We start from the raw sequence: 15700 nt of genomic DNA, 5'->3' as shown, positions 1-15700 counted from the left end.
CGGAGCGTTTAAATAGTAAAGATGGCACAGCTCCCGCACGAATTTTATTCCTCACAAATTGAAACTTTTCAGAAACAACTCAAAAGAATCAGGCAAAAGCTGTTTGCCTCCAGTATGCTTCGGTTGGGCGTGTTTGTTTTGATTTGTTTTGGGGTCTATTTCTTTTTTGGCGATGCCAGAGGTGTCATTGCGACACTTATTTTGGGAAGTGCCTTGTTTGTTTTTTTGGTTTCGCGTCACAGCGACCTTACGTTTCAGAAGAAATTATTACAGGAACTCATTGCTATCAACAAAAAGGAACTCAAAGCATTAAAAAGGGAAGTGTTTGACTTTCCTGAAGGCAATGAATTTAAAGAAGATATGCATTATTTCAGTCAGGATATCGACCTGTTTGGGAAGGGTTCATTTTATCAATACCTCAACCGCACCGCTACCCGTGAAGGGGCAACTGTACTTGCCTATAAACTGAAAAGCAATGCCGTTGACAACATTCAAGACAAGCAGGAAGCCATCAAAGAACTTTCAGAAAAAGCAACCTGGCGTCAGGAATTTTCGGCCTATGCAGCACTTTCAAAATCTGAAACCTCTACTGCAACCGTATTGCGGCTGTTAAAAAACCATTCCTTTTTTGTTCCGAAAATGATGAATGTTTTGCCCATCATTTTTTCGTTGTTTTCAGTTGGTATTTTTGCGGCGTTATTTGCTGAAATCATCGGTTTAAAACAGGTGTTACTTTGGTTTTTTATCGGATTGGGAATTACCGGAATGTATTTAAAAAAAATCAACAAACTTTCAGAAGAAACTTCTAAAATTCAGGATGTGTTTCAGCAATACCGCTTTCTGTTGTCACAGATGGAGCAAACGGATTTCGCTTCAGCGAAATTAAAAAGCTTACAGGAACAAATTGCCCTTGAAAACGAAAAAGCTTCAGTCATTGCACAAAAATTTTCAAAACAACTGGACAATCTTGACCAACGCAACAATATGTTGTTTGGCATTTTTGCCAACGGATTTTTACTGTGGGACCTCTACCAATGCTATCATATTGAGCAATGGATTAAAAGTTATGGCCACAAAGCCGAAGACTGGTTTGAAGTCATCGCCGAAATGGATGCGCTCAACTCCTTGGCCAATTTTACATTCAATCACACCAATTATACCTTCCCAGTAATTGTACAAGGAAAAAGCATCATAGAAGCCAAGGATTTCGTCCACCCACTTTTAGACCCGGCAAAGGCAGTAACCAATAATTTCAATATTGAAAACCAACAATTTTTTATCATTACTGGAGCCAATATGGCCGGGAAAAGCACATTTCTGCGAACAGTCTCCCTGGGCATTGTGATGGCCAATCTGGGATTGCCGGTGTGTGCTTCGGGATTTACTTATTCGCCTATAAAACTCATCACCAGTATGCGCACTTCAGATTCGTTGACTGATGACGAGTCTTATTTCTTTTCAGAATTGAAACGATTAAAGTTTATCGTAGACAAAATTGAAGAGGACAACTATTTTATTATCCTTGACGAAATTTTAAAAGGCACCAACAGCACCGACAAAGCTTTGGGTTCCAGAAAATTCATTGAAAAGCTTGTGGCCTCACACTCAACAGGTATTATAGCAACGCACGATTTGAGCTTGTGCGAAGTGGAAAAAGACCACGACGAAGTTAAAAACTACTACTTTGATGCAGAGATAATCAACGATGAACTCCATTTTGACTACACCCTTAAAAATGGGATTGCTCAAAATATGAATGCCTCATTCTTATTGCGTAAAATGAAAATTGTTGATGATTAAAAACAATTGACTACTTTTATATTCCACGAACCAAAACAAATCATTATGAAAAATATTTTTGTTATAGCTATATTGAGTTTGGCACTTTTCGCTTGTGGCGAAGAAAAAAAAGAAAAAATTGAAGAAATCTATGAAGAAGTAGCAGATACAGAATTGGAAAACACAAAAACTCCCGGCGCAAAAGAATTCTGGAATTCGCTCAAAGCACTTTGCGGAAAAGCTTTTGAGGGTGAATTAGTGAGTGTTCCAACTAATGATGATTTTGCAGGCAAAAGACTTGTAATGCACATATTGTCTTGTGACGATGAGCAAATATTAATTCCTTTTAATGTGGGTGATAATCTATCGCGCACCTGGATTTTTACCTATAAAAACGACCGGATTACCTTAAAACACGACCACAGAAAAGAAGACGGAAGCGATGATGAACTCACCATGTATGGTGGCACCTCCACAAACAGCGGTTTGCCACACATTGCCGTTTTTCCGGCTGACGAAGAAACCCTTGAAAGAATTAAACCCGCCGCTACCAATGTTTGGTGGATAACCGTTGACGAAAACGCCTACACCTATAATCTGAGAAGACTGGGGACAGAGCGGGTATTCACCGTTTCATTTGATTTGACCAAAGAAGTTGAAATCCCCGAACCATCCTGGGGTTGGGAAGATTTTTTATAGCCCCCTAACCCCCAAAGGGGGAATTGCAGCTACAATTTCACTGAAAATACTTGGTGAAATAATTATGGATATTAGTTCAACCTATAAAATATTTGTGTGTCTGCCTTTCAGCATGGTAGTACTTCAGGGCAACTGAGCTATTGCCACAGCTTATTGGATAGAAATTATTAGGGTAAGTTCTCAAATTAGCCACTAATGCACGAATAATTTATGACAACTACTTTCAACTAAAAAAATAATCCTTAAACCACTCTTGTGTTAAAGGCATTTATTAGTTAAAAAAAATCTCATTTTCTATTCCTAAAATTTCAATTAAAAAATCTATCTTTGCGCCTTGAAAATCGAACCCTTTTTTACTAGGGTTTTTTGATAAATAATTTGCTAAACAATAAACAGTTAACAATGTCAAAAGTTACAGGTAAAGTTGCTCAAATCATTGGTCCGGTTGTGGACGTTGAGTTTGATAGTGGTGCTGAACTACCCAAAATTTACGATTCATTAGAAATTGAAATGCCAACAGGATTACTCGTTCTTGAGGTACAATCTCACATTGGTGAAAACACAGTGAGAAGTGTTTCTATGGACTCAACAGACGGTCTAAGTCGTGGTGTTGATGTGGTTGCCACTGGAGCACCCATTCAAATGCCGGTCGGAGATGATATCTACGGAAGATTATTTAACGTAATTGGTGATGCCATCGATGGTATCGGAAACCTTCCCAAGGCAGGAGATCATGGTTTACCCATCCACAGATCAGCTCCAAAATTTGAAGACCTTTCAACTTCAACCGAAGTACTTTTTACAGGAATCAAAGTAATCGACCTGATTGAGCCTTATGCAAAAGGCGGTAAAATTGGTCTGTTTGGTGGTGCCGGTGTTGGTAAAACCGTATTGATTCAGGAACTGATTAACAATATTGCAAAAGGTCACGGTGGTTTATCTGTATTTGCCGGAGTGGGTGAAAGAACCCGTGAAGGGAATGACCTTTTGAGGGAGATGCTTGAGTCTGGTATCATCAAATATGGTGATGACTTTATGCACTCTATGGAAAATGGAGGATGGGATTTGTCTAAAGTTGACAAAAAAGTAATGAAAGAGTCTAAAGCTACTTTCGTTTTCGGACAAATGAATGAGCCTCCAGGAGCACGTGCACGTGTGGCCCTTTCAGGATTGACCATTGCTGAATATTTCCGTGATGGCTCAGGTGAAGGACAAGGAAAAGACGTTCTTTTCTTCGTTGACAACATTTTCCGTTTTACACAAGCCGGTTCTGAAGTGTCTGCACTTCTTGGACGTATGCCTTCTGCGGTGGGTTATCAGCCAACACTTGCTACTGAAATGGGTGCAATGCAAGAGCGTATTACATCAACCAAAAGAGGCTCGATTACATCTGTACAAGCAGTATATGTGCCTGCAGATGATTTAACTGACCCTGCTCCAGCAACAACATTTGCCCACTTGGATGCTACAACAGTACTTTCAAGAAAAATTGCAGAGCTGGGAATCTACCCAGCAGTTGATCCTTTGGATTCCACTTCAAGAATTCTGACCAGGGAAATCCTTGGAAATGAGCACTACAACTGTGCATCAAGAGTAAAAGAGTTACTACAACGCTATAAAGAATTACAGGATATTATTGCCATCCTTGGTATGGAAGAACTTTCTGAAGAGGATAAACTGGCCGTGAACCGTGCACGTCGGGTGCAACGTTTCCTTTCTCAGCCTTTCCACGTGGCAGAGCAGTTTACCGGCATTCCCGGAGTGCTTGTTGACATCAAAGAGACCATCAAAGGATTCAATATGATCATGGACGGCGAATTAGACCACCTTCCGGAAGCTGCTTTCAACCTGAAAGGTTCCATTGAAGAGGCCATTGAAGCCGGAGAGAAAATGCTTGCTGAAGCGTAAATTTAGTTAATAGTTTTTGGTTAATAGTTTTCAGATTAACACTATTAACCAATAACACTTAACCATTAACCAAAAACAAATGAAATTAGAAATCATATCACCTGAAGCCGTGTTGTTGCAAGCCGAAGTAAAATCGGTTGCAGTGCCCGGTGTAGATGGTGAATTTCAAATACTGGACAATCACGCTCCCATTGTTTCCCTGCTTGAAGAAGGATTGGTAAAAATTGACGGAAACCTCAGTTTTAATGATGATGTGAAAGCGTTGTTTTCAAAGCATACAGACGGCAGATGGGTACTCCCCATCAAAAGTGGCACACTTGAAATGAACAACAATAAAGTGATTATTCTTGCTGATTAAGCAAACCCAATAACATATTTTAAAAAGCCAAATTTTCATTTGGCTTTTTTTATTTTTAAAATTTGAGTTATGGTCATTCTTGAAATGAACATTGTTTTGCTATTAATCAATATTTTAACAATGTCATTTTGAAATTTTAAGAAAAATTTACAAACAAATAAAATCTTTATTTTGCTTCAGCATATCAATACATATTTTTGGATTTTGCGCCTGAAATCCTAAAAATTTCTTTATTTTCGGGGCTAGTTACATTTTGAGGAAACCATCAAATAGCAACTCGGTTTAACAGCATTTTATTTTTCAGCAATTATGTTAATAATCATTTTAATTGGAATTTTACTTGCCGTTTTTGCTCCCTTGATTTACAAGATTTTTAAAGCATTTACCGGAAAATTTCTTGCGATATTCCCCGCGGCAGGTTTTGTGTGGTTTGCTTCAAAATACAATGAAGTAGTCAATGGAAGCGTTGTCAGGGAAGTTTTTGACTGGATGCCCGGTCTTGGGGTTGGACTGGATTTTAAGCTTGATGGTCTCAGCTTGCTGTTTGCGTTTTTAATAACTGGTATTGGTGCCATAGTGCTGCTTTATTCGAGCACCTATATGAAAGCTTACAAAAAAACCGACAGGTTTTATGTGGCATTATTGGTTTTTATGGCCTCTATGTTGGGCTTGGTTTTGGCAGACAATATTATCAGTCTTTTCGTTTTTTGGGAATTGACCAGTTTTAGCTCTTACTTTTTGATTGGTTTCAGTCACGACAAAGAAGAGTCGCGTAATTCAGCACTAAAAGCATTGTTGATTACAGCCGGAGGGGGGCTTGCCCTGCTTGCCGGTTTAATTATGCTGGGTATTGGCGGCGAAACCAATACAATATCAGAATTGCTGACACGAGGCGATTTAATTGCAGAAAGCGGCTATCTTCATATAGCTATGATTTTGATTATAATAGGCTGTTTTACAAAATCTGCTCAGTTTCCATTTCATTTTTGGCTGCCTGCTGCTATGGCGGCTCCAACTCCGGTTAGCGCATATTTACACTCAGCCACTATGGTAAAAGCAGGCATCTATTTACTTGCCAGAATGAGTCCATTATTCAACGGAACCGACAGCTGGAATGCCACTTTGCTGGTAGTTGGCGGAACTACAATGCTTATTGGTGCCTCAGTGGCTGTAATAAATACCGATTTAAAAAAGATTCTGGCATACACCACTGTAAGTGCTTTAGGGTTGCTTACCATGCTTTTAGGAATTGGAACAGAAATAGCCATTCATGCCGTGGTGGTATTTATATTGGCTCACGCACTTTATAAAGGAGCACTATTCCTGCTTGCAGGTATTGTAGACCATCAAACCGGAACGAGAAATATCAGGCAACTTGGGAAATTGTTTAAAAAAATGCCTTATACGGGAACTGCCGTACTCATTGCCTGTTTCTCTATGGCAGGAATCCCTCCTCTATTTGGTTTTATCAGTAAAGAATTTACTTATGGCGCAACCTTAGATATGACCGTAAATTCACCTTTAACCACTTCAGCGTTTTTTATTGCCGGTGTGCTTTTTACAGCGGCTGCAGGAATGCTAAGTTATCTTGTTTTTTTCGGTAGGCGAAACAGACTGAAATCGCAGCCCACAGAAGCCCCATTTTCATTAGTTGCAGGCCCTTTCTTAATGGCAATTCTCGCTGTGGTATTTGGGGTGGGGAGCGGATTGATTTCCCCATTACTCAATCAGGCTTCACTGGCTATTATGCCTGAAAATATCGGCTTGAAAATAAGCCTTTGGCACGGCATCAATACTGAACTTATCATAAGTATGGTAACCATTGTGGTTGGAATACTGGCATTTTTATTTATTTACCTCAACCCGAAGTTCATGGCCTCTATTGAGGTTTCTGACAAAATCAAAACCTCCCACGCATATGACGAAACGATGACTACAGTAGTTGAAATTTCTGAGCGTGTTACCAAAATAATTCAAAATGGCAACCTTAGAAACTACGTCTTTGTACTGATTGCAGTCTTTTGTTTGCTCACATTTTGGGTATTGAAAGATTTTAGTTTTCCGGGTATCAATATTTTATGGAGTGACTTCAGAGTCTATGACATCGTTATTGGCCTACTGATGATTGTAGCTTGTTTCTATGCTGTAATGGCAAAATCCAGGCTTCTGGCAATTGCACTACTTGGCCTGGTGGGCTATGGTGTTGCCTTTATTTTTATCATGTTTGGCGCACCTGATTTGGCAATTACCCAAATATTGATTGAAACCTTAACCGTGGTAATCTTTGTTTTGGTACTTTGGAAATTACCCAAATTTTTAATTTTTGCCGAAGGGTTTATCAAATTTAGATACTTTGTGATTTCTGCTTTATTTGGCGGATTGATGACCTGGATTGTAATGATTGTAACACAATATCCATTGGATTCTCACTTAAAGGTTTATTTCGCTGAAAACAGTTATTTGTTGGCAAAAGGAAAAAATGTTGTGAATGTCATCCTTGTGGATTTCAGGTCTCTCGATACTTTAGGTGAAATTGTCGTTTTGGGTGTTGCGTCCATTGGGGTTTATGCTTTGGTAAAATTCAATAAATCAGAAAAAAACAAACAGATATGAATTCAACGATACTGTCAACAGGAATAAAATTATTGGTTCCACTATTTGTGATTTTTTCACTTTTCCTGCTTTTCAGGGGTCACAATGCTCCTGGCGGCGGATTTGTGGGCGGATTGGTTTTTTCAATTGCATTTTCGTTATATACACTCAACTATGGTGTGGAACGCACCAAAGAAAAATACAAAATACAACCCTTTAAGCTTATCGCTTGGGGATTATTATTGGCTGTAGTAAGCGGATTGATTCCGCTTTTAGCGGGAGAATCGTTTTTAAAAGGTTTGTGGTATGAAGACATCACAATACCTCTTTTAGGTAAACCGGGAACACCCATTCTTTTTGATATTGGAGTTTATTTATTAGTAGCCGGCACCATACTTAGTTTAATCTTTACACTTTGGGAAGAATAACATGGAAGACATTTTACCATTCTTAATTGGCTGTTTGTATGCCGGTGGCATCTACCTGATTTTTCACAGAAGTTTTGTGAAACTAATCATTGGCCTGGTAATCCTGGGCTATGCTTCTAATTTATTTTTGTTTACAATAAGCCGGCTAACAAGAGCGGCACCCCCTTTAATTCCAAATGAAGCTACTCAATTAACCGAACCTTTTGCTGACCCATTACCTCAGGCATTGATTTTAACCGCCATCGTAATCGGTTTTGGATTACAGGCTTTTGCTATTGTACTTATAAAAGTGGGGTACAAAACCCTGGAAACTGACGACCTTGATGATATAACTGCAACCGATAGACTGGAAACTTAATGGAAAACCATATACTTATTGCTTTATTAATTCCGCTGTTGGCGGGTATTTTGAGTTTATTTTTCTGGGGGAAAAAACAACTTCAGCAATATACTTTTCTGGTAAGCACCTTTTTAATGATTGTTGCTGCAGGGTTTCTTCTAGAGCGGGTAATTAACGGAGGAATTATTGTACTACAATCGGCTGGATGGGAAGCTCCATTTGGCATCTCCCTGGTGGCTGATTTGTTCAGTGCCATTATGGTTTTAATTACTGCCATTATTAGTTTTGCGGTAGCCATTTATTCGTTTAGTGAAATCGACCCCCATCGCATCAGGTTTGGTTTTTACCCGGTAATGAACTTTTTGGTATTCAGTGTTTGCGGGGCTTTTTTAACGGGTGATGTGTTTAACCTCTATGTATGGTTTGAAATGATGCTCATCAGCTCTTTTGTTTTAATGGTTTTGGGCAATGGCAAAGCACAAGTAGAAGGAACCATAAAATATGTAACCATCAACATAGTTGCTTCAACGTTTTTTCTTGCCGGAATAGGTATTCTTTACGGTTTAACAGGAACACTCAATATGGCTGATCTGGCTGTGCGCTTACCTTCTGTCCCCAAAACCGGCTTGATGGACATGGCGGCCATATTTTTCTTTATGGCTTTTGGTGTAAAGGCTGCTGTTTTTCCTTTGTTCAATTGGTTGCCGGCATCTTATCACACCCCTCCAATTGCTGTATCCTCTTTTTTTGCAGGTATGCTCACCAAAGTTGGCGTGTATGCATTTATACGATTTTTCACCATGATCTTCAATCATGAAAGTGTGTTTATTGACAACCTGTTACTCTACACCGCTGCTGCCACCATGTTTTTTGGTGTATTGGGTGCCGCTGCACAATATGATTTCAGGAAGATATTATCTTTTCATATCATCAGTCAAATAGGGTATATGATTATGGGTCTTGCCATTGGCACCAAACTGGCTTTAACCGGAGCAATTTTTTACATCATTCACCACATTATTGTAAAATCAAACCTGTTTTTAATAGCCGGAGTGGTCAATAAATGTACGGGAAGTTTTAATCTGAAGAAAATTGGTGGTATCTATGGTAAATATCCTTTTCTGGCAATTCTCTTTATTATTTCGGCATTTTCACTTGCCGGGTTTCCACCGCTTTCGGGTTTTTGGGCCAAGTTTATCGTAATAAAGGCCGGTCTGGAAACCAGTGATTATTTTATCGTGATTGTTGCGCTTGTTGTAGGGTTTTTAACGCTTTACTCGATGACAAAAATCTGGAATGAAGCCTTTTGGAAAAAAATGCCGGAAGAACATATTGAGGAATCTCAGTCAAAATCGGTACCTTTAAGTGCCATAAAGCCAATGATAATACCCGTTGTTATGTTGGCAGGAATTACTTTAACCATAGGTCTATTTGGCGAATCGGTTTATAAACTGTCAATGATGACCGCAGAACAATTGTTAAACCCAAAAGAATATATTGAAGCTGTTCTTGGCATAGACTATAATTTGTAGAAATAAATGAAATTACTCCTTCCACATATTGTACTATCCTTAATCCTGGCAGTAGTTTTCTTTAATCTTACTCCCTATGAAGGAAGTGCAAACAGGTATATTTTTACAGGAATTATTATTTTTTCACTCACCTGGCCTTTAAGTTATTTTTTTGCCAAGGATTACTTTAGAAAGCTACCCAGTTTAATGAACCTAATTGTTTTTTTTACTAAAGAACTTCTGGTTGCCAATTTGAGAGTGGCCTATGATGTGGTTACCCCAATCACCTATATGAGACCCTGTATTGTTGCTCTACCGCTAGATGCAAAAACTGATTTGGAAATAACTATACTTGCTTGCATGATATCACTTACCCCGGGAACTTTGAGTTTATCTCATTCTGAAGATAAATCATTATTATTTGTACATGCAATTACATTTAAAAAAATGGATCCCGAAGCCATTAAAAGGAATTTAAAGGAAGGATTTGAAAAAAAACTATTAAAAATAACACGATGAGCGATTGGTTTGAAATTGTATTAATAATTGCATTGATACTGTTGAGTTTTTCAATCGTATTGGTTTTTATACGCATTGTTTTAGGCCCATCATTACCTGACAGGGTCATTTCCTTTGACTTGATTGGAACCATTACAATTGGCATGATTGCCATATACTCCATCATTACCGGTGTGGAATCATATATGGACGCTGCCATTATCTTGTCGCTGGTGATGTTTTTGGGCGCTATTGCCTTTGCATATTATATGAAGAAAAAACATTAATTATGATTGAAATTGTTAGTGCCATAGTAATAATTGTAGGGGTGTTGTTTGTAGCCATTGGGGCAGTTGGACTGTTGAGGTTGCCCGACTTCTATATTCGGATTTCTGCCATTACAAAAGCCGCCACAGTTGGGGTTGCCTGTATTATGATTGGGGTTGCCTTAAACTACAACGAAATCAGTATCGCCATAAAAGCATTTGCAGTGGTTTTGTTTCTCTTAATTACATCTCCCATAGCAGCACACATTATTGGCAGAGCGGCATACAACGGCGGGGTACCTCTTTGGAAAAAAACCGAAGTCAACGAATATGAGGAGTATAAAAAAAGTCAAGAAAAAGAAGACGATTCCAAAGACTCCCATCCTGACAGCATGGTAGATTAATACTTCAGTAATTTTTTCCGTTTCGAGTAAAATAAACCCTGCTCATTTTTTCGTTTTAAGTTTTTTGAAGGAAAGTGTGGGTGATTCATTTTCTTGATTGCTTATGTTATTAAATCTTGGATTTATTATTTTTGAATGAAGTAAATTACAGTATGGCATGGAGTTAAATGTGATAGACAGCGTTGAAACCATTTCCAAAAAGGACTTTATCAATAATTATTTAAACCCACAAAAGCCTTTAATTATTGAAAAATGCATTGAGGATTGGGCGGCATACAACAAATGGGATCTGGACTATATGGCTCAGGTGGCAGGAAATAAAATTGTTCCGCTTTATGACGACAGGCCTATTAGCGCAGAGCAAAAATTCAATGAAGCGCATAACACAATGAAAATGAGCGAGTATATTGACTTGCTCAAAAAAGAACCCACGCGTTACCGCATTTTTCTTTGGAATATTTTAAAGGAAGTACCCGAACTTCAAAACGACTTCAGCTATCCTGATTTGGGATTAAGGTTTTTAAAAGGCCTGCCCATGTTGTTTTTTGGCGGCGAAAACTCTTATACATTTATGCATTATGACATCGATTTTGCCAACATATTTCATTTCCATTTCCACGGAAAAAAAGAAGTCATCCTTTTTGACCAAAAGCAAACCAAATTTCTTTACAAGTTGCCACACTCTCTCATCACCAGAGAGGACATTGATTTTTCAAATCCTGATTTTGAGAAATGGCCTGCTTTAAAAAATGCAAAAGGCTACAAATCAACCCTCAATCACGGCGAAATGCTCTATATGCCCGAAGGCTACTGGCATTACATGAAATACCTTACACCGGGCTTTAGCATGAGTTTGCGTTCCTTTCCGCGTAATCCTGTTAATTTTGGGAAAGCCGTTTACAACATTTTTGTGATGCGGCATTTTGACAATTTTATGCGGAAGTTGAAAGGGCAATCCTGGATTGATTCCAAAAATGAACAAGCCATTTCAAAAACGCATCGCAGTTTAGCTTAGAAGTCATGGCACAAGGCTGATGGTTTTTTCATACACCAAACCACTTTCCCAACCGCGATAGAGTAAATAATCAGCGAGTTTTTTTCGCTTTTTGTACTTGTTCTTTTCGGTGATTTGCTTCAGGCGTTTTTCTGCAAGGGCATCAAGCGTTTTAGTATAGTCATCGTCATCAATTTCCTGTAAAGCCATATTGATGTTATATGCAGAAATTTTTCTTCTTTTAAGTTCGTTGGTGATTCGGTTTCTGCCCCATTTTTTGATGGAAAATTTCCCGCGGGCAAACGCTTTGGCAAAACGGGTTTCGTTAATAAAATCATTTTCGAACAGGTGTAACAGGATTTTTTCCACAACTTCTGGTATGAGTTGCATTTCGCGAAGCTTCATCTCAATTTCAAAATGGCAACGTTCTTGATAAACACAATAACGCTCCATCTTCAACCGGGCTTCGTCTATTTGATATACTTTTTTGTTCATACATCAAAGTAAGTATAAATCTGCTGAAAAAACCAACGCAAAATAAATTTTACCCCTACTTTTGTAAGGATATGAATTTTACTTCAAAATTGATTTCCTGGTACAAACAAAACAAAAGGGAACTGCCCTGGCGTAGCAGAAAAGACCCTTACGCCATTTGGCTTTCGGAAGTTATTATGCAGCAAACCCGCATCGATCAGGGTCTGGCTTATTATGAAGCATTTATTAAAAAATTTCCCACCGTTTTTGATTTGGCTAAAGCCGAAGAAGAAACTGTTTTAAAACTCTGGCAAGGATTGGGATACTATTCCCGAGCCCGTAACCTCCACCACACTTCAAAAGTTATTGTTGAAGAATTTTATGGAAACTTTCCCGAAAGTCACAACAATCTTTTAAAACTCAAAGGCATAGGCGACTATACCGCAAGTGCCATAGCTTCCATTTGTTATAACGAACCCCGTCCCGTTGTTGATGGAAATGTGTTCAGGGTGCTGTCACGGGTCTTTGGAATAGAAACGCCCATTGACACTTCTGCCGGTCAAAAAGAGTTTAAAGCACTTGCTCAAGAGCTTATAGACACCAAACAACCCGGCGAATTCAATCAGGCGTTGATGGAGTTTGGTGCTACCCATTGCACACCCAAAAAACCAAAATGTGAATTTTGCCCGTTTCATAAAAAATGTGCGGCTTTTCAACTTGAAAAAGTGGACAAACTGCCCGTTAAAAAAGGAAAAATCAAAGTTCAAAACCGATACTATAACTATCTGGTGGTGGTTTCGGCAGATAAAAAAACCTTTTTGGAAAAACGTGCTAATGGCATCTGGAAAAACCTCTATCAATTTCCAATGATAGAAAAAGCAGAAGTTTCAACCATTTCAATGAATGAAGTTGAAAATCATTTCCACAATCAAAAAATTGAATCAGTATCCCTTTACAATGACAAGCCCGTGATTCATAAATTGTCACACCGGCATTTGCATGTGCAGTTTTGGGTGGTATATGCTTCGGCTTTGGAAACAGAAGGCATTCCGGTCAAAAAAATAAATGACTATCCTGTTCCGGTAGTGATTCAGAATTTTATTGAGACATTCAGCTTTTAAAAGCGGTTGAAAAGTAATATCTTTGAGCATCTAAAATTACAAAGCTATGAGTGGAACATTGAATAAAGTGATGCTAATCGGTCACACGGGTGATGATGTGAAAATGACTTATTTTGACGGTGGAAATTGCATTGGCAGGTTTCCATTGGCAACAAATGAGACCTATGTGAATAAATCCACCAATGAAAAAGTATCCAATACTGAATGGCACAATATCGTGGTGAGAAACAAAGCCGCTGAAATTTGTGAAAAATACCTTAAAAAAGGTGACAAGGTGTATGTTGAAGGCCGACTGAAAACAAGAAAATGGACAGACGATCAGGGCAATGACAGGTACAGCACAGAAATTCAGTGTACAGAATTTACATTCCTTACTCCCAAGTCTGAATCTGATAATCAAGGCCAAAGATCAACTCCACAGCCCGAAGCTAAAAAAGAACCCCAGCAATCTCAGTCGCAACCTCAACCCGAGCCACAACAAGAACACAGCGATGAAACCAAGGAAGACGATCTTCCGTTTTAATACTAAGCCGGATTGAAATACGTTTGCTGTAATAAATAGTTTTCCATGAGGTATGTGTTGGTCATTTTTGGGTTTTTGCTTTTCGTTTCCTGTGGGGATGATGTTGTGGTAAAACCCAAAGCCCTACTCCATTTGCAATACCCTGAGCCCATTTACAGAAATCTTGATTTGGGATGTCCTTTTACTATAGGTTTTAATGCCCATGCCAACGTCACCAAAAAAGAAAACTGCTGGCTCAATTTGGTGTATCCGCATATGAAAGCCACCATACACCTGACTTATCATCCTGTGGACAACAATCTGGACTCTTTGCTTTATGATGCCCAAAAACTCACTTTTGATCACACTATAAAAGCCACTGCCATATTTGAGCAACCCCGTGTGGACTCAATAAACGATGTTTACGGCATGCTTTATATGATTAACGGAAATGCTGCCACTTCCACCCAGTTTTATGTAACAGACAGCGTTCGGCATTTTATATCAGGTTCTTTGTATTTCAGAAGCAGGCCCAACTTTGATTCTATTTTGCCGGCGATTACCTATCTTCGTGAAGACATCCGGTACATTATGGAGAGTGTCGAATGGAAATAATTTTACTCGATGCAAAGTTTAAACTGAGCAAATAAAAACCCGGCAGAAACCGGGTTTTAAACTGAAGGTTTTAATTAACTACTCATCTATATTTTCTTCAGGCTGGGAAAAGGTCTCGCCGTTCCAGCTTGTTACGGTATAAGAATCGCTTGTTTTTTTAACACTTGCCATCACCAAATCAGGATTTACCATGGCTTCGTCATACTCGATTTTTGCTGTTTTGGATTCAAAGTCAACCTCAACGGCTCTGACCCCGTCCATCTGGGCCAGGTTTTTTTCAATCACCTTGGCACAACCCATGGCACATTTCATCCCGTCGATTTCAAATTTGGCGGCTATGTATTCAGCATCGGGGTTGAGTGTTTTTTCAGTGGTTTCTGTTCCCAGGTCAACTGTTTTGGTTTCGGGAGTAGTTTCATTTTTGCAGGCTGTCATTACTAAAACAACGGTCGCAAGGGTAAAAAGATATTTTAAAGCGTTCATTTTTAGGAATTTTAAAGTTGATACAAAGTTACAAATTGCAGTGATTAATTCGTTAAAAATGTTGAATTTTGTTCTCATTTTATTGCTATGAATAAGGACAATATCAAGTGGGTGTATTTAATCATTCTTTCCATTATTTGGGGGAGTTCGTTTATATTGATTAAAAAAGCCCTCGTGGGTTTAACCCCTATGCAGGTAGGCTCGTTGCGCATTGTGATTGCCGGCTTGTTTTTGTTTATTTTGGGGTTTAACCGATTGCGAAAACTCACCAAATACCAGTGGAAATGGGTGGCCATTGCAGGGTTTTTGGGCACATTTTTCCCGGCCTTTTTCTTTGCCTATGCACAAACCGAAATTGACAGTGCCATCACTTCCATTCTCAATGCCACCACACCCATTATGACCCTGATATTTGGAGCGGTGATTTTTTCCATTGGATTTACACGCAGGCAACTAATAGGTGTGATCATCGGTTTATTGGGATGCTTTATACTTATTTGGCAAGGAGCTGAAATTAACCCCGGGCAGGACTACCGCTATGTGCTGTTTATATTTATGGCCACGGTGGGTTATGCCATGAACGTGAATGTAATTAAAACCCGACTGCAGGAGTTGTCTCCTTTGGGTATTTCGGCCGGAAGTTTTTTTGTTATTATGATACCCGCTTTTATTATTTTGGTATCCACAGGTTTTTTTAGTGCTGAGGTATTGCAAAACCCTGCCACTTT

At 38.9% G+C, this 15700-nt stretch carries 18 protein-coding genes; 16 read left to right on the top strand and 2 right to left on the bottom strand.

All coding sequences use genetic code 11. The features are described 5' to 3' along the window. The first annotated feature begins 21 nt into the window (after positions 1-21). From AC6F75_RS12680 to AC6F75_RS12625, 12 genes are all read left to right on the top strand, one after another. The gene (locus AC6F75_RS12680; protein WP_500715454.1) at positions 22-1800 is read left to right on the top strand and encodes a MutS-related protein; all 1779 of its coding nucleotides are present in this window, start codon (positions 22-24) and stop codon (positions 1798-1800) included. A 45-nt stretch (positions 1801-1845) separates the two neighbouring features. Then, a complete protein-coding gene (locus AC6F75_RS12675) occupies positions 1846-2478 on the top strand; it encodes a hypothetical protein (protein ID WP_500715453.1) in 633 nt (210 codons plus the stop codon). Between the two features lie 402 nt (positions 2479-2880). Beyond that, on the top strand, positions 2881-4386 hold the full coding sequence (gene atpD, locus AC6F75_RS12670; protein WP_500715451.1) for a F0F1 ATP synthase subunit beta: 1506 nt from the start codon (positions 2881-2883) through the stop codon (positions 4384-4386). 79 nt (positions 4387-4465) lie between these two features. Next, positions 4466-4744 (top strand): F0F1 ATP synthase subunit delta/epsilon, encoded by a 279-nt coding sequence (locus AC6F75_RS12665; RefSeq protein WP_500715449.1) that lies wholly within the window; start codon positions 4466-4468, stop codon positions 4742-4744. Positions 4745-5053: 309 nt separating this feature from the next. Then, complete coding sequence (locus tag AC6F75_RS12660; RefSeq protein WP_500715447.1) at positions 5054-7357, top strand: putative monovalent cation/H+ antiporter subunit A; 2304 nt, start codon at positions 5054-5056, stop codon at positions 7355-7357. After that, positions 7354-7764 (top strand): Na+/H+ antiporter subunit B, encoded by a 411-nt coding sequence (locus AC6F75_RS12655; protein WP_500715445.1) that lies wholly within the window; start codon positions 7354-7356, stop codon positions 7762-7764. The genes AC6F75_RS12660 and AC6F75_RS12655 overlap by 4 nt, the downstream gene beginning before the upstream one ends. Before the next feature lies 1 nt (position 7765). Next, entirely contained in the window at positions 7766-8122 is a 357-nt protein-coding gene (locus AC6F75_RS12650) for a Na+/H+ antiporter subunit C (protein WP_500715443.1), read from the top strand. After that, positions 8122-9636: a Na+/H+ antiporter subunit D gene (locus tag AC6F75_RS12645; RefSeq protein ID WP_500715442.1), complete on the top strand. Its 1515-nt coding sequence runs from the start codon at positions 8122-8124 to the stop codon at positions 9634-9636. The genes AC6F75_RS12650 and AC6F75_RS12645 overlap by 1 nt, the downstream gene beginning before the upstream one ends. 6 nt (positions 9637-9642) lie before the next feature. Then, the gene (locus AC6F75_RS12640) at positions 9643-10134 is read left to right on the top strand and encodes a Na+/H+ antiporter subunit E (protein WP_500715440.1); all 492 of its coding nucleotides are present in this window, start codon (positions 9643-9645) and stop codon (positions 10132-10134) included. Continuing rightward, complete coding sequence (locus tag AC6F75_RS12635; RefSeq protein ID WP_500715438.1) at positions 10131-10400, top strand: monovalent cation/H+ antiporter complex subunit F; 270 nt, start codon at positions 10131-10133, stop codon at positions 10398-10400. The genes AC6F75_RS12640 and AC6F75_RS12635 overlap by 4 nt, the downstream gene beginning before the upstream one ends. Positions 10401-10402: 2 nt before the next feature. After that, positions 10403-10783, top strand: coding sequence for a monovalent cation/H(+) antiporter subunit G (mnhG, locus tag AC6F75_RS12630; protein WP_500715436.1), 381 nt, complete (start codon positions 10403-10405; stop codon positions 10781-10783). Between the two features lie 157 nt (positions 10784-10940). Further along, the gene (locus tag AC6F75_RS12625) at positions 10941-11798 is read left to right on the top strand and encodes a cupin-like domain-containing protein (RefSeq protein ID WP_500715435.1); all 858 of its coding nucleotides are present in this window, start codon (positions 10941-10943) and stop codon (positions 11796-11798) included. A gap of 3 nt (positions 11799-11801) precedes the next feature. Here AC6F75_RS12625 and AC6F75_RS12620 read toward each other — a convergent pair whose 3' ends face one another. Next, the gene (locus AC6F75_RS12620) at positions 11802-12272 is read right to left on the bottom strand and encodes a RecX family transcriptional regulator (RefSeq protein ID WP_500715433.1); all 471 of its coding nucleotides are present in this window, start codon (positions 12270-12272) and stop codon (positions 11802-11804) included. Positions 12273-12343: 71 nt separating this feature from the next. Between AC6F75_RS12620 and mutY the strand changes: the two genes are divergently transcribed. Genes mutY through gldD form a run of 3 tightly spaced genes read left to right on the top strand, consistent with a single transcriptional unit; the run spans position 12344 to position 14489 of the window. Continuing rightward, on the top strand, positions 12344-13372 hold the full coding sequence (gene mutY, locus AC6F75_RS12615) for an A/G-specific adenine glycosylase (RefSeq protein ID WP_500715431.1): 1029 nt from the start codon (positions 12344-12346) through the stop codon (positions 13370-13372). Positions 13373-13418: 46 nt separating this feature from the next. Further along, positions 13419-13895, top strand: coding sequence for a single-stranded DNA-binding protein (locus tag AC6F75_RS12610; protein WP_500715429.1), 477 nt, complete (start codon positions 13419-13421; stop codon positions 13893-13895). 45 nt (positions 13896-13940) lie between these two features. Next, positions 13941-14489: a gliding motility lipoprotein GldD gene (gene gldD, locus AC6F75_RS12605; RefSeq protein WP_500715427.1), complete on the top strand. Its 549-nt coding sequence runs from the start codon at positions 13941-13943 to the stop codon at positions 14487-14489. Positions 14490-14567: 78 nt separating this feature from the next. Here the strand turns inward: gldD and AC6F75_RS12600 are convergent, their stop codons facing one another. Beyond that, on the bottom strand, positions 14568-14972 hold the full coding sequence (locus AC6F75_RS12600) for a cation transporter (protein WP_500715425.1): 405 nt from the start codon (positions 14970-14972) through the stop codon (positions 14568-14570). 87 nt (positions 14973-15059) lie between these two features. On the opposite strand from AC6F75_RS12600, the gene AC6F75_RS12595 reads away from it, so the two are divergent. Further along, positions 15060-15700: EamA family transporter (locus tag AC6F75_RS12595; RefSeq protein ID WP_500715423.1), on the top strand; the 641-nt coding region annotated here is incomplete at its 3' end.

The sequence above is a fragment of the Planktosalinus sp. genome (genome assembly GCF_059864935.1).
This window is presented reverse-complemented; position numbering and strand designations above follow the sequence as displayed.